This is a genomic window from Olegusella sp. (assembly GCF_057238325.1).
Genome location: NZ_DBHHGF010000001.1, coordinates 337,599 through 356,330 on the forward strand (window position 1 = coordinate 337,599; position 18,732 = coordinate 356,330).

Consider the following 18,732-nt stretch of genomic DNA (forward strand, 5'->3'; position numbering starts at 1 on the left):
AAGGAGGGTTCTTGCAGCCAACACGAGCGCGTTTGACCATACCTGATTCAATAGAACCGCTAAGCCTAACAGGTCCTGCAGACAGTTTGTTGCGTCGCGTTGATGCAGCCTTTGATGCGATGGTTACGGTTCGCGGAGATCAGATTGCCATCACAGGTCCAGCTGAGGTTGTAGGGCAGGTGACCTCTGTCTTTTATCGCATGATTTCTCGTGCCGAAGATGGAGATCCTCTTGACGAGCAAGATGTCGATCTCATTATTGAGCAGGTTCTGCATGGCGCACCTGAGATGCAGTCTTTATCGGGCGACATACTGCTTACGCATCGCGGTCGTACTGTGCGACCCAAGACCGAAGGTCAACGTCAGTATGTTGATGCTATACGTACACATCGCATCACCTTTGGTCTTGGTCCGGCGGGTACGGGCAAGACCTATCTGGCGATGGCAATGGCAGTAGCTGCGCTCAAGCGCCATGAGGTGGCACGTATTGTGCTCGCTCGTCCTGTAGTTGAGGCAGGGGAGTCCCTTGGATATCTACCAGGTACTTTGCAGGAAAAACTCGATCCCTATGTACGTCCTCTCTATGATGCACTTTTTGATATGACTGACGCCGAGTGTGCAACCACAATGATTGAGCAGGGTACCATTGAAATTTCGCCTTTAGCCTTTATGCGCGGCCGTACCTTTAATGATTCTTTCGTCATTCTCGATGAGGCGCAGAATACCACGCCCGAACAGATGAAGATGTTTTTAACTCGTTTGGGTGTCTCTTCGACGTTTGTCATCACAGGCGATGCCAGTCAACGTGATCTGCTGGGCGAAAGTGGTATTCATTCAGCCCGCGAAGTGCTCAAATCTGTCAATGAGGTTGCCTTTGTGGATCTTGATCGAGATGATATCGTTCGTCATTCTCTCGTAGCAAAAATTGTTGAAGCATATGCTACGGCTGAGTAAAACGGTCGTAATCGATAGGAGATGAGATGGCCCACGAATATGACATTAGTTGCGATGATGGTGTTGAACTTCTTGTGAATGAGCAAGAAATAGAAGACATCTTTGATCGTGTTCTTAAGGAAGAGGGGATTACACATCCCTGTATGGTCTCTATCTCTTTTGTAAGTAATGAGCGCATCCAAAAGCTCAACGCTGATTGGCGTGGCCAGGATAAACCCACAGATGTTATCTCTCTTGAATGTGAACGTCCTGATGAGCCCGGTTTAGGTGAGGGTGTGCCCTGTGAGCTGGGCGATATCGTAATTGCTTCTGAGTATGTTGTGCAACAAGCCGCAGGTTTTGGTACAACAGCTGCAGACGAGTGCCGTATGTTGCTGATACATGGTCTTCTTCATCTGCTGGGCTATGACCATCTTGAGGATGCTGAAGCAGAGGAAATGGAAGCTCGCGAGGATGAGCTTTTGCAGCTTATCCATACCGATGGTGATCTGGCTCGTGTTAATTTCACTCGTCATAAGGATGATTAACGATGATCCCTGGAGAGACCCCACGGCACCCTGGCTTTATTGAGAGTTTTGCTTACGCCCTCAAGGGTGTAAAAACCGCTGTCATTCAAGAGCGCAATATTAAAGTAATGTTGGTGGGTGGCACAATTACCATCATTGCTGGTCTTTTGGTGCATCTTGATGCAATAAGCTGGGCTATCGTTTTGCTTTGTTGTGGTGCAGTATTGGCAAGTGAATTATTTAATACTGCTATTGAGACTATCGTGGATTTAGTATCTCCTGAATTTAATGAGATGGCGGGTCGTGCAAAAGATATTGCAGCAGCTGCTGAACTTTTACTTTGCACAGCTGTTGCCATCGTCGGATTAATCATTTTTATTCGTGCACTTTTGAGCTAGGAGGTGGTCTTGTGAGCGAGACTAATACTGAGTTTCATAGTGGTTTTTTGACCTTGGTTGGGCGTCCTAATGCTGGCAAGTCAACTCTGCTTAACGCCGCTGTAGGTCATAAGCTTGCAATTACCAGCAATGTTGCCCAGACAACGCGCCGTCAGATGCGCGCAGTGGTAAATACCGATAATTCACAGCTTATCATTGTGGATACGCCGGGCTTGCACAAACCCAAAGATGCACTCGGTAAGGAACTCAATCGCGCAACTTTAAGTGCGCTTGAAGATGTGGATGTTATAGCCTTACTTATTGATGCCACCCAAGAAGTGGGGCGTGGTGATGAGTGGGTTGCGAGTCATGTGCGCATGGCCAATGCTCCACACAAGATTCTCTTGATTACCAAAGCAGATTTAGTAGACCAACAGACTGCAGATGCACAAGCCCAAGCCGCAGCTCAGCTTGCTGATTTTGATGATGTGCTGGTGGTTTCAGCAAAGCACGGTTTTAACGTTAAGGGTTTTATTGATCTTGCATCTTCTTATCTGCCTGAGGGCCCACGTTGGTTTCCCGAGGGTATGGACTGCGACCTTGAGGATGAGGAGCTGGTAGCGGAGTTTGTGCGTGAAAAAGCTTTTCGGAATTTGCGCCAGGAGATTCCACATTCGCTTGCTGTGAGCTGTGAGGATATTGAGTGGGCCAAAGATGGACATGGCTCTATGGTTGCCACAATCTTAGTTGAGCGCGATGGACAAAAAGGCATCGTTATTGGCAAAAGTGGCTCTATGATCAAAAAAATTGGTACAGAGGCTCGCCGTGATCTTGAGAGACTTTTTGGTGTGCCTATTTATCTCGATTTGTCTGTTCGTGTACAGCCTGCATGGCGGCGTGACCGTAATGAAATTTCTCGACTTGGTCTGGTAGTTGATGAGTAGTTATGGCAGGTAGACGTACAAAACGTACTCGAGCCTTGGTACTAGACACCACCAAGCTAGGGGAGCAGGATCTCATTCTTACCCTACTTGGAGAAACTGGCGTGCAGTTGCGTGCAGTAGCAAAGGGAGCACGCAAGCCAGGAGGACGTCTAGCTGCACGTTCTGAATTATTTTGTGAGTCTGATTTTTTGATTGCAGGAGGACGTAATCTGGGCATTGTGTCTGAAGCAACCACTGTTGATGCGCATGCGGGTCTACGTGGTGATTTAGCTCGAGTGAGCGCTGCTTCTGCAGTAAGTGAGCTGAGCTTGCGCAACTGCTATGAAGATGCACCTGATCCTTATTTATATCCCATATGTTCGCGCGCATTGCGGGCCTGTGAAGAGGCAAAAGATAGAGCACATTTGTTATTGGTGGTTGCAGCTTTTAGCATTAAGTTACTCTCACACTGCGGTTGGCGTCCCGAGCTTGATAGTTGTGTGGCCTGCGGAGACCCTGCAGTGAGCCGATTTTCTGCTGCGGCGGGTGGAATGCTGTGTTCTAGCTGCGCGCAAAGTATTGCGGGCGCAGAAGAGCTCAGCAAGGAAGAAATTTCATGGCTGCGCTCTCTTATCAGCTTGACTTTTGATCAATTGTTAATGGCATCCATGACCGATGCTTTGGCATTGCGTCTTGCCCTGCTTGCATATAGGTGGGCAAGTTCTCAGCTTGAATGCCGCTTGCGAGCAGGAGAGTTTTTTCTAGGTCTATAGACCATTCATGGAAAAGCTGAGGGTACGATAATAAAATCCTATCTTAAACTGCGCTAAATAAATTTAGTGCTATTCTTAGTCGGTCCGTACCTCTAACTTAGAAGCTTGTCTTTCCCGGACGACTATCTCAGTTTGGGGCGAATTTTTTAGAAGAAGGGAACGTAGTATGGCTACAAGCAAGGAGCGCAAAGCTGAGATTATTGCTCAGTATGGCAAGGACGAGAAGGACTCTGGTTCTGCTGAGGTTCAGGTTGCTCTGCTTACTGAGCGTATTAAGAGCCTGACCGAGCACATGAAGTCTCACAAGAAGGACTATCACACTCGTCGTGGCCTTTTGATGCTCGTTGGTAAGCGTCGTCGTCTACTGAGCTATATCAAGGCTGGTGATATTGAGAAGTATCGTGAGCTCATTAAGAGCCTTGGTATCCGCGACAACATTCAGTAGCTCATAGTTCGGCAATCGGGAGAGCGCCTGCGGGCGCTCTTCTGCTGTTATGAAGGGTCGCAATGTGCGGTCCTGTAGGTTGCGAGAAAAGGTTTCGCCCTACAAAGCGGCCCGTCTACAAGGGGTAGGCGGAGACAAGGGAAAAGAATGACAAAGGTTACACACGAGTTTGACCTCTACGGCAAGCACTATAGTCTCGAGACGGGCGAGCTCGCCAAGCAGGCAACAGGGCAGTGCCTCGTGCGCTGCGGAAACTCCATCGTTAACGTTACGGTGGTCGTTTCGAAGGAGCGTAAGGACTACGACTTCTTCCCTCTGACTGTTGATTTTATTGAAAAGATGTATGCAGTAGGTCGTATTCCTGGTGGCTACCTCAAGCGTGAGGCTCGTCCTAGTGAGAAAGCTACCCTGACTGCACGTATGATTGACCGCCCTTTGCGTCCGTCTTTCCCTGATGGTTTCCGCAATGAGGTTCAGGTTGTTGCAATGCCTTTGGTGGCGGATCAAATCCATAGCGTTGATACCATCTCTATTATGGGCGCTAGCGCTGCCTTGACTGTAGGTGGCGTGCCTTTTGAAGGTCCTCTGGCGGGCGTTCGTATTGGTCGCGATCGCGATACGGGTGAGTTTATCGTCAACCCAACATTTGAGGAGCAAGACAACTCTGACCTCGATCTTGAACTTGCGGGTTCTGCTACCTATATCTCTATGTTGGAGGCTGGTGCCGACGAGATTTCTGAGGAGGACATGCTTGCTGCAATGACCTTTGGTCAGCAGGCTATTGCTGCCTTCTGTGAAGAGCAGAGCAAGTTCTTTGCTAAATGTGTTGAGGTTAATGGTGATTTCTCTGTTCGTGAGTATGTGCTTGATGAGCCTATTCCTGAGGTTCAAGAGCGCATCGGCGCGCATATGGACGAAATGAAGATCGCCATTAAGAGTTCAGATAAGGAAATTCGCGAGACTCAGGTCAATGAGCTCAAGGAGCAAATCAGGGAAGAGTTTAGTCCTGAGGAGCAAAGCGAGTGGAGTCGAGCCATCACCAGTGAGCTCAAGCAGCTCGAAAAACATGCCATGCGTCAGATGGTTGTTGAGACTGGTGAGCGTGTTGATGGTCGTGTTTGCGACGAGGTTCGTCCTCTCTTTGTAAAAGGCAACTATCTGCCTTTGGTTCATGGCTCAGGTCTTTTCCAGCGTGGTCAGACCCAGGTGCTTTCTATCTGCACCTTAGGCATGCTCAATGAGTGGCAACGCCTTGACACTATTGATCCCATTGATGGCAAGCGCTATATGCACCACTACAACTTCCCACCCTTCTGCACGGGTGAGACTGGTCGTATGGGTTCGCCCAAACGTCGTGAGATTGGTCACGGTGCTCTGGCGGAGCGTGCTTTGCGTCCCGTTATTCCTTCTGAGGATGACTTCCCTTATGCTATCCGTGTGGTTTCTGAGGTTATGGAGTCCAATGGCTCTTCTTCCATGGCTTCTACCTGTGGCTCCACTTTGGCTTTGATGGATGCTGGCGTACCTATCAAGCGTCCCGTTTCTGGTGTTGCAATGGGACTTATTCAAGAAGAGGGCAAGACCGTTGTCCTGACTGACATCCAAGGCGTTGAAGACTTCCTAGGTGATATGGACTTTAAGGTCTGCGGTACCACCAAGGGCATCACTGCTATGCAGATGGACAACAAGGCAACCGGCCTCACTCCTGAGATTTTCCGTCAGGCCTTTAAGCAGTCTCATGAGGGGCGTATGCATATTCTTGATGCTATGCTCGACGCTGTTCCCGCTGTTCGTGAGGAAACCAAAGAGTCTGCGCCCAAGATTATTAGCATGCAGATTCCTACCGACAAGATTCGTGATGTCATAGGTTCTGGCGGCAAGGTCATCCGCGGTATTCAAGAAGATACGGGCGCTACCATTGACATCCAAGAGGATGGTTCCATCTTTATCGCAGGCACTTCAGGTGCTGGTGAAGAAGCTGCCGAGCGTATCAAGGCTATTGTCAAAGTGCCTGAAGTGGGCGAGGAGTACAACGGTCGCGTCGTGGGCATTCAGCCTTTTGGTGCTTTTGTTGAATTGCTTCCTGGTAAAGATGGTCTGCTTCATGTCTCCCGTGTTGCCAAAGGTCATGTTGACAAGGTTGAGGACGTTTTGGCTGTGGGTGACGAGGTCAAGGTTATGGTTCTTGACGTGGATGAAAAGGGTAAGATTTCTCTTGATCGTCTTGATAAGCCCGAAGCTCCTGCCAACTCTACTCACAAGAACAACAATGAAGCTGGACATGAGCGTCGTCTTGGCGGTAACCGTGAGCGTCGCGGTCGTAGCGCCAATATGAATTCTCATAGGCGTCCTGGCAATAATGGCGGAGACCAGTCGGGTGAAACTCGCAAGCCTCGCCGTCACCACGAGAGCTAACCATTTGTTTTAGTAGTATTCAGTGCCCAGTTCCTATAATGGAGCTGGGCTTTTAGTATGGAAATTGATTTTTTGCTTTCTATATCACATGAGATTTGAGGCTACAGGACTGCATTTTGCGGTAAGTTTAAAATGTATTGTTGTAATTCTTCTAGCAGAATCACTACATATTATTCTCCTTGATAGGGGAGGCTTGAAGGATGTATCCTATATGTAAAGTTACTCTTTAGGGTCTTTAACTTATGTAAAAACTGAAAGGATAATACATGGGCTTATTTGATTCTCTAAAAGATACATTGGCTGGAGCATCATCGGAAGAAAGTAATGCTAATAAGCAAAAAATGCGTTCGATATTTAATTCGTTAGTGCCAGATGGAGATGCTTATAAACTCGTTTATATGTATGGCTTATCTACTACAAATGCCGTTGTTGTCAGAATTAACACCTATGCCAATTATATTGTTGGCTACAAGGATGATGGCTCAATGGTTGTCATTGCGGTAGACGATGAATTAGAAGAGTATGATGAGTCGGTTTTCTTACAACCGAGTGATATTATCTCCATTAAAAGAAAGATTACCAATGGTCAATATGTATGGAAGAGCGATAAATTTAAAGGTGGCTCTGCCATGATGTCTATTACTGATCGCCCATTACCTGGTGGTCAACTCATGATCAAGGTTTTTCAAAAAGAAGAAGCGGCTGATTTTATTGCGATGGCACAAAGGGTTTATAACGTCAAGCTGTAAAAATATAGATGGTTCAAGCTTCGAACCATCTGTTGCGGAAAACGAACCATTTAGAAAAAAGCTAGGAAAAAGCGCCCCGCCGAGGATGCGGGGCGCCCGTGCTTTTATTTGCCCATCGGAATCGTATAGCTTTCAAGCAATTGACGCGGAAGGCGACATTTGTCAGATACCTTTCTGCCCGGGTCTCTTAAGGATCCCGCGATCTGGGCTAGTGACAAAATTGCCAGCTAACAAGCTTCTACGCCAGACGAGATGAGAAGCACTACCTCGGTCATCTGCCCAACTAGAAACTTCTGGAGGATAAGAACCAACTCTTCCAATGCTGGCTTCTCTGCTAAAGAGTAACTACTCTCAAACTGTACGCTGTCCAGCGCGTACTAAAAGGCGGAGGTTACATCGGAGGAGTGATTCTGGGAAACGAGGTGGGAAGCTGCCATCTCATCCTGCTCAGAAGCCCCTTCCATTGCTCTGTACATCGGAACCACCTCCGTTCTAAATAACACTCTCGACTACTTTGTTACTTCTTTCATACCCAAAAAAGACCCATAAAACTACGACTTTTGTGTAGTCTCGGCGAGTGGTTGGTATGAGAGTGCAAGCGGCGCAAGCACTAAAGTCTTGCTAGCCTTACAATGACTAACAAACAAGAAGGTTTAGCTGCTCAAGCAGCTGCATATATTTTTATTGGGTACATGTGAAAGGAATACGAACACATATGGCTAAAAAACAAACTCCCTTGAGGATTATTCCTTTGGGAGGCTTGGACGGTATTGGCAAGAACATGACTGCCTTTGAGTATGGCGATGACATGATTTTGCTCGATGCCGGTTTGATGTTTCCCGAAGATAATCAACCTGGAATTGATTTGATTTTGCCAGACTATAGCTATGTACTCGAAAACGAGTACAAGCTTCGCGGCATACTCATTACCCATGGTCACGAGGATCATACTGGTGCTTTGCCATACCTTTTGGCAGATCTCAACCACAAAGTGCCTATTTATTCCAGCAAGATGACCTTGGGCATCGTTGAAGGTAAGCTTTCTGAGCATAAAATTAATTCTCCTCGTTTTCGTGAGGTTCAAAACGGTACCCATATCAACCTAGGCAACTTTTCTATTGATTTTTTCTCGGTAACACACTCTATTCCAGGTGCGCTTGGTGTATATGTTCGTACGCCAGCAGGCTCGGTATTGCATACCTGTGACTTCAAACTTGATCAGACACCCATTGATGGCGTGAGAACCAATTTCCAAGCAATCTCTCGCTTTGCCACTATGGGCATCGATTTGTTGTTATCAGACTCTACCAATGCCAATCAACCAGGCTTTACACCAAGTGAAGCAACAGTTGGTCCAACCCTGCGCCATATCATTAAGAATGCTCCTGGCAGGGTATTTGTAGCTAGCTTCTCCAGTCACATCCATCGAATCCAGCAGGTTTGCGATGCTGCCACCGCTGTTGGTCGCAAAGTTGTGGTGACAGGTCGCTCCATGGTGACCAATACCAAGGTTGCCCGAGAACTTGGCTATTTACATGTGGACGAAAAGAATCTCATTGATGCTTTTGAAATTGGAGAGATTCCTGACGATAAAGTTGTTGTGATGTGCACGGGTAGTCAGGGTGAGCCTATGAGTGCCCTTGGTCGTATGGCAACAGGTGATCATAAGTCACTACAAATTACGGCGAATGATACCGTGATTATTTCTGCCACTCCTGTTCCTGGTAATGAGAAAAGCGTACAAGGCATTATCAATGCCCTTACCAAAATTGGTTGCACCATCTACGACAAGACTAACGCAACGGTACATGTCTCGGGTCATGCACGCCAAGAAGAACTCAAGCTTATGCTTGCGCTTTGCAAGCCACGCTACTTTGCTCCTGTCCATGGTGAAGCAGTACATCTTGCAGCGCATGCAAAACTTGCGATGGCAATGGGTATGCCTAAAGATCATATCTTTATTGCTAATAATGGCGATGCACTTGAAGTTGTTGATGGCAAGGTACGTTGGGGTCAAGGCGTCGAGTCTGGCTTGATTTATGTTGATGGTCTGAGCATTTCAAATGCTGATCCTATTGTCTTCCGCGACAGGCAAAAGCTCGGCGAGGACGGTATCATTACTGTTGTTGTGACTGTAGGGAAGAGGAGTCACAAGGCAAACGATATTGAGTTCTCTGCTCGTGGCGTTGCATATGCGGCAGACGAGGCCCTCATGAGCGACGCCACAGCCAACGTCCGTCAGACGGTTGAGCGCCAGGCGCAATCCAAAGGTGCAAGTGTTGACCAGATTCGCCGTACAGTTCGTGGTAGTCTTTCTAACTTCATTTGGTCGCGTACCCATACGAGGCCTATGGTGATTCCGGTGGTAATGGAGGTCTAATGCCCTCAAGACGCAGATCAAACGCAGCAGAGTTGCGGGGCAGACAGGGACGTCAACGACAGGGTGCAAGGCGTGCGGCAAAGCAGGTCCCTGCGCCCCGTAGCGCTGAGGCAAACGACATTATTGGGGTACTGCTGATTGCACTTGCGGCAGCTATGGCTGTGGCTTTGCTGATGACAACACCTGCTCCGGTAACCCAAAAGGTGGGTGAGTTCCTCAGTTTGCTCTTTGGTAAGGGAGCGCTTTTGTGCCCCCTCAGTATTGCCTTGTTTGCTCTAACATTTTTTGCTGATGGAGAAGGACCTCTCTCGGGCCATGTCGCTCTAGGCCTTTCGTTGATGCTGCTAGCGATTTTGAGTCTCATGTCACTTAGCTTTCCTGGAGGCGAAGCAAATCCTGAGCTTGTCTTGTCAAAAGAAGTTTTGCTTAACCGGGGTGGCTATGTGGGAGGTGCAATTGCTTGGGGATTGCTGAAGAGTGTGGGCTTTGGCGTAGGCGTGGTATTGCTAAGTGGCATTATTGTTGTTGGCCTTGTAGTCTGTGGCTTTTCTATCTCAGGCGCTATTGCGCATGTCAAAGCAAAAGCTTCGGATGCTGGTAGTAGTTTGCAAGAGGCTCGTGAGCGTCATTTTGAAGAGCTTAGGCAGCGCAAAGCAGAACGTGCACAAATGCGTATTGAACGTCGAAATATGCGTGCTGCCGCCTCTCCTGTAATCGAGCAAGATTGGGCCAGTCAAGATGAGTGGACAGATGCCCCCGAGCCCGATCCTACAGTTCCCGCAACAAGTTTTATCGGCGCGCGCAAAACTACTGTTTTGCGTCGTAATAAAAAACCTGTTGCAAATCCCGAACCAGCAAATTTTGCTGAGAATACTGCAGCAGAGGCGACAGAACAAACTCAACTCACTCGTCGTTTGACGCATTCTAAAAAGTCTGATCCCAAGTCCAAAAAGAGCAAGACACCTTCTATTCCTGAATTTTTACGCGAACAGTTTGTCGAGCAGGACGAACTGCCCTTCGATGAAGACAAATCTGCTGCAACTACGGGGGTAATTCAGGCTCCCAAAACTCAGCGCAGGCAGTCCAAAGCGTCTGCAACTTCTGCGGGAAACGTGCGCACTCAGGCAAAGTCTATTCATGAACGTCCCGGGGATTCCACTCAGGAGTTTACACTTCCACCCTTTGAGATGCTCTCATCTAATCCTCATAGCGCCCAGAGTGCATCAACCGATGCTGAGTTAACCTCAACTATGCGTAGACTTCAGTCGACTTTGTCCGAATTTGGTCTTAGCAGCAAGGTTGTTGACTATGTTTCTGGTCCTCTTGTTACCACATTCCAAGTGGAGATGGGGGAGGGTGAGCGAGTAAATAAGATTGTTAACCTTGAGGACGATATTGCACTCACCTTAGCGGCCGAGTCTGTACGTATTTTTGCGCCCATTCCTGGCACCTCACGTGTTGGTATTGAAATTCCCAACAAGAAACGTGAGAGTGTCTGCATCGGTGATGTGTTGCCTTATGCCAAGGGTGGTCCGTTGGAGTTTGCGGTTGGTCGTGATGCGGGCGGAAAAGCAGTTATTGCAGACTTGGCCAAGATGCCACACTTACTGGTAGCAGGTTCTACTGGTTCGGGTAAATCCGTAATGATTAACAGTCTTATTATGTCTATCTTGATGCGTGATACACCCAAGCAGGTTCGTCTTATTTTGGTCGACCCTAAGCGTGTTGAGTTCTCAGGTTATAACGGTCTTCCACATCTTTATGTGCCTGTGGTGACCGAGCCGCGCCAAGCTGCGAGCGCACTTCAATGGGCGGTATCCGAGATGGAGCGCAGGCTCAAGGTATTTGAACGCGCAGGTGCTCGTAATATCACTATTTATAATGAGATGTGTACCACAGGCAAGCTCTCCGAGATGGATAATCCCCCTGAGCCCATGCCCTTTATGGTTATCATTATTGATGAGCTTTCCGACCTCATGATGGTAGCTGGTAAGGATGTCGAAGCCTCTATTGTTCGTATTGCTCAACTTGCTCGTGCGGCGGGCATTCACCTTGTGCTTGCGACCCAACGTCCTTCAGCTGATGTTGTTACGGGTCTTATTAAGTCCAACATTGAAACCCGTATTGCGCTTTCAGTTGCCTCGAGCATGGACTCACGTGTCATTCTTGATCAAACAGGCGCCGATCGTCTGTTAGGTAACGGTGACATGCTCTTTAAGTTCCGTGGCCATCGTACGCGGCGCATTCTTGGTTGCTATGTTGCTGATGCTGAGATTGAATCTGTTGTCGCACATTGGTGTGATCAAGGCGAGCCTGATTACCATGAGGAAATTCTTACTCAGGTGACTCCTGGTCAACCTAGCAATGGCGCTTCAACAGGTGACGATGAAGATGATCCTTTGGTATGGCAAGCAGCGCAAATTGTCGTGGAATCTCAGCTAGGTTCGACCAGTGGACTTCAGCGTCGACTCAAGGTGGGATACGCTAGAGCAGGACGCATTATGGATATGCTTGCTGCCAAAGGTATAGTAGGTCCTCCTGATGGCTCCAAGCCTCGTGAAGTTCTTCTTGATGAAGACGGGCTAGAGCAATTGAAGGAAGCCGAGCAAAAATTCCGGGAGGTGTAAGAGATGGCTAGACCTCGCTTTAGCGAAATTTTGTATCGTCGCAGACGCGAGCTGGGCATCAGCACTGCACAAGCCTCTCGCGTTCTTCGACTTAAAGAGCAGGTTATTATTGCTTTTGAAGAAGGTTGTTGGGATGATATGCCTAAGAGTGGCTATGCTCAGGGCATGCTTGCCTCCTACGCAAACTACCTTGGTCTTGATTCTCAACGTTTGACACGTCAGTTTGCCTCTGATTTAGCTGACTATCAGTCGGGAGGCGATCGTCAATCACGAAGACGAGGTTTGGGTGATGGCGCGCGCATGCCCGTAGAGACACGTCGGAGTCGTACCGAGCGTGAAAATTCTGGTGCTCGTGGCTTGTTGCCTACCTCTGGTGGATATGCGGGCGACCTAGCTGGATTTTCGACTGTTTCTCCTGTGCATTCTCGCACATATGAACAACCCTATAGTGGCGGTTATAGCACCTACGACAATCGAAGTCGCGATGTTCGTGGACGTCTGCAAGATGGAGAAAAGCGCTATACCATGCTCGCTCCAGACACCGCAGAGCCTCGCCGTGCAGCACGCGCCCAGGCTCAGCGTGCACGCGGTAGAGATCAACTGCGAGTTGATGGCTATGGTGACACTAGCCGCGACAATCGACTTGCTTCAGCGCGCCCGCAGCGGCAGCGGTCAGGTTATCGTCCCCGTGTCCCGATTCAGACAGAAAATCATGCAGCTCCCACGGCGCTCCCGCGCCCTGAACGTGATTATGTTACTCGACGTAGGGTTGAGTCTAGTGACTATGTCGATGATCTGCGTTATGACGACCAGGCCAATCCATATCAGATGGCATCTACTGGGGCGGGGCGTGCAGGTGCGCGTCGTATAGTCGATGCTCAGCGGCCTAATGTTCGCAGGCAGCAGAGGAGAACTTCTTCTCAAAATCCAAATAGACGTAACAGACGGCCTCAACAGCCTCAAGGTCTGCTTGGTATGATATCGAGCATTTTTTCTGACAATATGAAGCTCATTGTTATCATTCTTTTGGTGCTGGCAGTCACTTTGTTTATGCTCATTATTTCGTCAGTGACGTCTTGTACTTCAAATATGGCTTCAAATGGCCGTAGCAATACCGTCGCTGTCTCTACAACCGAGACTAAAAAAACTGATGAGAATGATCAGTCTACTACTAATGCCAATCAGTCAAATACCGACACTGGTTCTGATCTCAATGTTCCTGAGGTAGCAAGAACACAGAAGAGTGAAACTAAAGTCGAGGTTACTGTAGCCATTGCGGATGGTGGTGTGAGCTGGGTTGAAGTAACTGTAGATGGTGAAAGTAAAGAAGCAGATACTCTTACTGGTCCTTGGTCTGCTACATACAATGTAACCAAAGCGATGCAGGTAGAGGTTTCTGATCCTACGGCTGTTACGGTTACGCGTAATGGCAAGGTTCAAAGCTTTGATCAAAAAGCTTCTGGTGTTGGTTCGGTTACTATTGATGGGCCTGCTGCAAATGATGAGAATGCCACTAAGGACGGCGATAAAAACAGTTCCAGCAAAGACGGCAATTCTACTAACCAAAACGGTATGAGTTCCGATGAACAATCCACGTCAGATACTGACCAACAATAACGATTTGAGATAGGTGTAACTGTGGACAAAGTCCAAACTGTTGAAGTAACACTGACCAAAAACGATGCAGAAGAAAAAAAGTTTTTGATAGTTACGCTAGGCTGTGCAAAAAATGAAGTCGATAGTGATCGCATGCGTTCTTTGCTATTGGCGGGCGGTCTCAAAGAAACTCAAGAGAGTGCCGATGCAGATGTGGCTTTGATTAATACTTGTTCTTTTTTGGCATCAGCGACTACTGAGTCTATTGAAACCACACTTGATTTGGCGGAGGCAGTCTCACAGGGAGTGCGAAACTGCCCTCTTATCATGTGCGGCTGCGTTCCTTCACGATATGGTGAAGCGCTTCCTGCTGAGCTCCCCGAAGTTGCCGCTTTTGTGCGGGCTGATGAGGAAGACAATATTCTTGGCGTTGTACATGATGTCCTAGGGATGAAGGATAGTGAGATCCCTCAACTTGCGGGACATATGCTGCGCACAATTTCAGGTGCAAGTGCTTATGTAAAAATTTCTGACGGCTGTGATCGCTTCTGCGCTTTTTGTGCGATTCCCTATATTCGTGGTCGCTATGCTTCTCGTCCTGCTTCAGAGATTCTGACTGAAATTAGAGAGCTGGCCAAAGGCGGTGTTCGTGAGATTGTTCTCATTGGCCAAGACACAGGTATCTGGGGTTCTGATTTTGAGCAGCCCTCCACACTTGCAGCGCTTATGCGTCAGGCCGCTGAAGTTATGCGACCTTATAAGGGCTGGATTCGTGTACTTTACCTGCAGCCTGAAGGAATGACCGAAGAGCTGATTTCTACCATTCGTGATACTCCTGAAATTTTGCCTTATATCGATATTCCCATTCAGCATTGTAATGAACGCGTACTCAAATCTATGGGTCGTTCTGGAAGCAGAGAACAACTGAGCGAACTCTTTGCACATTTGCGTCAAGAAATTCCAGGTATGGTACTGCGCACTACAGGAATGGCGGGTTTTCCTGGAGAGACGGATGAAGAGGCCGATGAACTTGTTGATTTTTTGGCTGAGGAAGGCTTTGATTACACGTCGGTTTTTGCTTATTCACCCGAGGATGGTACCCGTGGTGCACGTATGGCTGACCAGGTAGCTGAAGATATCAAGCTTGAACGCGCTCAGCACTTGCAGGATCTAGCCGATGAGATGGGTTTTGCTGCCACAGCAAAACACCTTGGTGAACATGTTGATGTCATTATTGATGGCGTTGAAGAAGGTGAAGATGGTCTTGAGTTGATAGGCCATACGTGGTTTCAGGCACCAGATTCCGATGGAGCGGTACATATTGCCCAAGGAGAGGCTTCCGTTGGTGATATTGTTAGCTGTGGGCTGGTAGATTGTGTCTGTTATGAGCTTTATGGAACTATCTGTGAGTAGTCAGATGGGAGCGCTGAGTAAAAATGGATGAACAAAAAACAATAGAGCATGGTGCAGAAGCTGCTGTTAAAAAGCCAAAGCCAAAATCCACAATTGTTCGTGAGAAAAATACTCAGCCAGGTATCGCGGCGGTTTCTGTTCAGACCCATCATCCCCGTAAGCCTGCCAACCGGAGACCTGCAGCCAAGCGTCGTCCTAAATCCGCTGTCAAGTCCAAGGTAAATGCCACCAAGGATCCCACTACCAAGACGGGTTTACGTAGTAGCTCTGTTTGGACTGCTGCAAATATTGTTACCTGTATTCGTGTTTTGTTTATTCCTGTGTGGCTCTTTGTTGCAGAGGCTGTGCCTGCCTCGAACGGTAATACATTTTCCTTTGCAGCATTGCTTGTAGCGCTTTTTTATATGGCGATTTCCCTTACTGACAAACTTGATGGCTATCTTGCGCGCAGCAGGGGAGAGATTACCACTTTTGGTAAATTCCTTGATCCGATTGCAGATAAACTCGTGGTGTTAGTAGCGCTCTCCTTCTTGCTTGAGCAGCATATGGTGAATAGTTGGGTATTGCTTGTTATCATTGCTCGAGAATTTTTAGTATCTGGTTTGCGTATGGTGATTGCATCCAAAGGTGTTGTTATTGCTGCTAGCGAGCTTGGCAAGTGGAAGACTGCCATCACTATGATTGCAATTTCTGGTTTACTTGTCGTACGCACGCTATCTGCAGGCATGATTTTCAATGTGCTCATGGGATTCTTCCAAATTGTCATGTTTGCTGCTGTTTTGCTGACCGCTTGGTCTGGCATTGACTACTTCATCAAGGGTTGGCGTTATTTGCTTGATGAGGAGTAAATAATGTCTAAAGACGAGGAGCTACAACAAGCTATCACACAGACTGCTTCTCAACTTGTTCATGATGCTATGGCAAAAGGTTTGCAACTAGGTACTGCTGAATCTTGTACAGCAGGTCTTGTTGTCGCAGCCATTGCAGATATTCCTGGTGCCTCCGCCATACTTAAGGGAGGCATTGTGAGTTATGCCATTGCCGTTAAACAAGCCATACTTGGTGTCTCAAGAGATATTTTTGAGACACCAGAATTGGGTGCTGTATCTGCAGAATGCGCTCAACAAATGGCAGATGGGGCAGTTAAAGCTCTTTCCTGTGATGTAGCTGTATCAGTAACGGGTATAGCTGGTCCTGGTGGTGCAGAGCCCGGTAAACCTGTTGGTACCGTTTGGTTTGGGCTGAGTTCTTCTCAAATGGCGCGTAGCCTTTGTTGTCACTTTAACGGTGATCGTATGATGGTGCGCAAGCAGGCAGTCCTACAAGCTCTCCAACTTCTTTTAGAAGCGGTTCATGAGTTGTAAGCTAAAATGCTTATCTATTTGAAAAAGTTTTTTGTTTACTTGATAGATTTCCTCATAAAAAGATGAGAAAAAATTTGGCAGATTTAAGCAGATCGCTGCTAGTAATAGTGGCAGTCTGATAGTTGCAAACTTGCCAAATACTGGCTGTTAACTGTGCTCTTTTTTATTTGCAACCTCAGTTAGACTGGGGGTGTGCGTTGACACCGAACGGTTGTTCGTTTAGACTGCATATGGTCAAAATAAAAGGGAAGGGTTGGCATGGCAAAGTCAAAAGCCGCTGCTCGTGAGGTTCATAGCAAAACTTATGGCGCTGAACGCGACAAGATGATAGAGAGTACCACCGCAGAAATTCAGAAGCGTTTTGGCAATGGCGCCATTATGCGTTACGGTGATGATGGCCCTGATCTTGAAGTAGAGGCTATTCCTACAGGAAGCATTGCTTTGGATGCTGCGTTGGGTATTGGTGGTGTACCCCGCGGTCGTATTATCGAGATTTATGGCCCCGAATCCTCTGGTAAAACTACTCTTTCTCTGCAAATTTTGGCTGAAGCCCAGGCGATGGGCGGTGTTGTAGCTTTTATCGATGCCGAGCATGCGTTGGATCCTGGTTATGCAGCGCGCCTCGGTGTTGACATTGATGAAGTGCTTATTTCTCAGCCTGATACCGGTGAGCAAGCACTTGAGATTTGCGACATGCTTGTACGTTCTGGTGCGATTGATGTGGTTGTTGTTGACTCCGTCGCCGCTCTTGTACCTAAAGCAGAGATTGAAGGTGAGATCGGCGACACTACTGTTGGCCTGCAGGCACGCCTGATGAGTCAAGCCTTGCGTAAACTTGCGGGCTCCCTGTCCAAGTCCCAGACTACCTGTATCTTTATCAATCAACTTCGTGAAAAAATTGGTGTGATGTTTGGCAACCCAGAGACTACTCCTGGTGGGCGTGCTCTCAAGTTTTTCTCTTCGGTGCGCATGGATATTCGCCGAATTGATTCCATCAAAAAAGATGGCGATATCATTGGCAATCGAGTGCGTGTCAAGGTAGTAAAAAACAAAGTTGCACCTCCTTTCCGTCAAGCAGAATTTGACATTATGTATGGCACAGGTATTTCCAAGGAAGGCTCAATCCTTGATATGGGTGTTGACTACAAGATTGTCAACAAGTCTGGTTCTTGGTATACCTACGGCGAAGAACGTCTAGGACAAGGCCATGAGGCTGCCAAAGAATTCTTGGCTAATAATCCCGAATTACGCGATGAGATTGAAAACCAGGTACGTGTTGCTTGTGGTCTTATTTTGGGTGACGAGCGCGTGGGAATGCCCACTATGCCCGAAGATCTTAATACCGACACTGACGCTCCTGCAAAGTAGTTTTATTTATGCCAGATTTTGAAATACGAGTTGAGCTTCCAGATAAAAATCACTACCCCTCATTTGGACGAAAAAGGGGTAGTGTTTTTTACGCCGTAGACTCTTCGGGTGAAGAAAAAATACTGGTACCTGTTGCTGTGGCTCGTTCGCTCAAAAAGTCCCTTGATCATGACGAGATTTACCCTACTTCTCGTGCAGAGCTTTTTTATTACATAGGTGAAATCGCTCAGCGTTGTGCAACGCAGAGATTGGCAAACCTACTTAATCGACGTGATTATGCATGTTTGGAAGTGAGTCGCAAATTACAAGAAGATGGTTATACGCAGCAGACCATCGAAGAATTGATAGAGCATGCCAAAAGGGGGAGAGCTCTCGATGATCAACGCTATGCTGCCATATATATCCGCTCAAAGATTAATGTTGGCTGGGGTCCTAAACGTATCGAAAAAGAACTTGCTTTAAAGGGCATCGATCTCAATGAAATAGAGGGTTGGCCCGAAGAGTTTATCGATTTAGAAAACCAGACTGAACGCGCCTACGAACTTGCGAGCAAACGTAGCTTAAGTGGTAAAAATGATTTTCAAAAGCTCATGCGTTTTCTTATGAGCAGAGGTTTTGCCATGAGCGACGCAATTCCTGCCGTTAAGCGGGTTCTTAAAGAAGCAACTGAAACGGACAAATAGGCGATTTATCTGCACCTATACCACTTTTTTATCTAAATATTTCTATAAGCTTTAATTTGACAGTTTGTCTGCTAGCGCATACAGTTGAAGGGTCACCAGAGTGATCTCGTCGCGTTTTTGATGCGACATTGAATAGTTTAGTTTGTTATTGATGTCTTTT

At 47.5% G+C, this 18,732-nt stretch carries 16 protein-coding genes; all 16 read left to right on the top strand.

The window, feature by feature from the left end:
* Window positions 1-11: 11 nt before the first annotated feature.
* Entirely contained in the window at window positions 12-953 is a 942-nt protein-coding gene (locus ACO5JD_RS01570; protein ID WP_484987194.1) for a PhoH family protein, read from the top strand.
* Window positions 954-979: 26 nt separating this feature from the next.
* Window positions 980-1,480: an rRNA maturation RNase YbeY gene (gene ybeY, locus ACO5JD_RS01575; RefSeq protein ID WP_484987196.1), complete on the top strand. Its 501-nt coding sequence runs from the start codon at window positions 980-982 to the stop codon at window positions 1,478-1,480.
* Window positions 1,481-1,482: 2 nt separating this feature from the next.
* The gene (locus tag ACO5JD_RS01580; protein WP_484987198.1) at window positions 1,483-1,857 is read left to right on the top strand and encodes a diacylglycerol kinase family protein; all 375 of its coding nucleotides are present in this window, start codon (window positions 1,483-1,485) and stop codon (window positions 1,855-1,857) included.
* Between the two features lie 11 nt (window positions 1,858-1,868).
* Window positions 1,869-2,780: a GTPase Era gene (era, locus tag ACO5JD_RS01585; RefSeq protein WP_484987200.1), complete on the top strand. Its 912-nt coding sequence runs from the start codon at window positions 1,869-1,871 to the stop codon at window positions 2,778-2,780.
* Window positions 2,781-2,782: 2 nt separating this feature from the next.
* Window positions 2,783-3,532, top strand: a complete 750-nt coding sequence (recO, locus tag ACO5JD_RS01590) for a DNA repair protein RecO (RefSeq protein ID WP_484987202.1) — start codon at window positions 2,783-2,785, stop codon at window positions 3,530-3,532.
* Between the two features lie 166 nt (window positions 3,533-3,698).
* On the top strand, window positions 3,699-3,977 hold the full coding sequence (rpsO, locus tag ACO5JD_RS01595; RefSeq protein ID WP_021626180.1) for a 30S ribosomal protein S15: 279 nt from the start codon (window positions 3,699-3,701) through the stop codon (window positions 3,975-3,977).
* Window positions 3,978-4,124: 147 nt separating this feature from the next.
* Window positions 4,125-6,392, top strand: coding sequence for a polyribonucleotide nucleotidyltransferase (locus ACO5JD_RS01600; protein ID WP_484987204.1), 2,268 nt, complete (start codon window positions 4,125-4,127; stop codon window positions 6,390-6,392).
* A 266-nt stretch (window positions 6,393-6,658) separates the two neighbouring features.
* Window positions 6,659-7,141, top strand: coding sequence for a hypothetical protein (locus ACO5JD_RS01605; RefSeq protein ID WP_021626183.1), 483 nt, complete (start codon window positions 6,659-6,661; stop codon window positions 7,139-7,141).
* Window positions 7,142-7,856: 715 nt separating this feature from the next.
* Window positions 7,857-9,521, top strand: coding sequence for a ribonuclease J (locus ACO5JD_RS01610; RefSeq protein ID WP_021626184.1), 1,665 nt, complete (start codon window positions 7,857-7,859; stop codon window positions 9,519-9,521).
* Window positions 9,521-12,148 carry an FtsK/SpoIIIE family DNA translocase gene (locus ACO5JD_RS01615; RefSeq protein ID WP_021626185.1) on the top strand — a complete coding sequence of 876 codons (2,628 nt, stop codon included), beginning with the start codon at window positions 9,521-9,523 and terminating at the stop codon, window positions 12,146-12,148. The genes ACO5JD_RS01610 and ACO5JD_RS01615 overlap by 1 nt, the downstream gene beginning before the upstream one ends.
* Window positions 12,149-12,151: 3 nt before the next feature.
* Window positions 12,152-13,765 (top strand): helix-turn-helix domain-containing protein, encoded by a 1,614-nt coding sequence (locus tag ACO5JD_RS01620; protein WP_051317796.1) that lies wholly within the window; start codon window positions 12,152-12,154, stop codon window positions 13,763-13,765.
* A gap of 51 nt (window positions 13,766-13,816) precedes the next feature.
* Window positions 13,817-15,157: a 30S ribosomal protein S12 methylthiotransferase RimO gene (gene rimO, locus ACO5JD_RS01625; protein ID WP_484987366.1), complete on the top strand. Its 1,341-nt coding sequence runs from the start codon at window positions 13,817-13,819 to the stop codon at window positions 15,155-15,157.
* 287 nt (window positions 15,158-15,444) lie between these two features.
* Window positions 15,445-16,005, top strand: a complete 561-nt coding sequence (gene pgsA, locus ACO5JD_RS01630; protein ID WP_035438619.1) for a CDP-diacylglycerol--glycerol-3-phosphate 3-phosphatidyltransferase — start codon at window positions 15,445-15,447, stop codon at window positions 16,003-16,005.
* Window positions 16,006-16,008: 3 nt separating this feature from the next.
* Entirely contained in the window at window positions 16,009-16,521 is a 513-nt protein-coding gene (locus ACO5JD_RS01635; RefSeq protein WP_021626190.1) for a CinA family protein, read from the top strand.
* 258 nt (window positions 16,522-16,779) lie between these two features.
* The gene (gene recA, locus ACO5JD_RS01640) at window positions 16,780-17,889 is read left to right on the top strand and encodes a recombinase RecA (protein WP_021626191.1); all 1,110 of its coding nucleotides are present in this window, start codon (window positions 16,780-16,782) and stop codon (window positions 17,887-17,889) included.
* Between the two features lie 8 nt (window positions 17,890-17,897).
* Window positions 17,898-18,572 carry a regulatory protein RecX gene (locus ACO5JD_RS01645; RefSeq protein WP_484987206.1) on the top strand — a complete coding sequence of 225 codons (675 nt, stop codon included), beginning with the start codon at window positions 17,898-17,900 and terminating at the stop codon, window positions 18,570-18,572.
* The last annotated feature ends 160 nt before the right edge of the window (window positions 18,573-18,732 follow it).

Bases quoted from the DNA above. Each gene is read 5' to 3' on its own strand.
- ybeY (WP_484987196.1), top strand. From the start codon at position 980: ATGGCCCACGAATATGACATTAGTTGCGATGATGGTGTTGAACTTCTT.
- ACO5JD_RS01580 (WP_484987198.1), top strand. From the start codon at position 1,483: ATGATCCCTGGAGAGACCCCACGGCACCCTGGCTTTATTGAGAGTTTT.
- recO (WP_484987202.1), top strand. From the start codon at position 2,783: ATGGCAGGTAGACGTACAAAACGTACTCGAGCCTTGGTACTAGACACC.
- rpsO (WP_021626180.1), top strand. From the start codon at position 3,699: ATGGCTACAAGCAAGGAGCGCAAAGCTGAGATTATTGCTCAGTATGGC.
- ACO5JD_RS01600 (WP_484987204.1), top strand. From the start codon at position 4,125: ATGACAAAGGTTACACACGAGTTTGACCTCTACGGCAAGCACTATAGT.
- ACO5JD_RS01605 (WP_021626183.1), top strand. From the start codon at position 6,659: ATGGGCTTATTTGATTCTCTAAAAGATACATTGGCTGGAGCATCATCG.
- ACO5JD_RS01610 (WP_021626184.1), top strand. From the start codon at position 7,857: ATGGCTAAAAAACAAACTCCCTTGAGGATTATTCCTTTGGGAGGCTTG.
- ACO5JD_RS01615 (WP_021626185.1), top strand. From the start codon at position 9,521: ATGCCCTCAAGACGCAGATCAAACGCAGCAGAGTTGCGGGGCAGACAG.
- ACO5JD_RS01620 (WP_051317796.1), top strand. From the start codon at position 12,152: ATGGCTAGACCTCGCTTTAGCGAAATTTTGTATCGTCGCAGACGCGAG.
- ACO5JD_RS01635 (WP_021626190.1), top strand. From the start codon at position 16,009: ATGTCTAAAGACGAGGAGCTACAACAAGCTATCACACAGACTGCTTCT.
- recA (WP_021626191.1), top strand. From the start codon at position 16,780: ATGGCAAAGTCAAAAGCCGCTGCTCGTGAGGTTCATAGCAAAACTTAT.
- ACO5JD_RS01645 (WP_484987206.1), top strand. From the start codon at position 17,898: ATGCCAGATTTTGAAATACGAGTTGAGCTTCCAGATAAAAATCACTAC.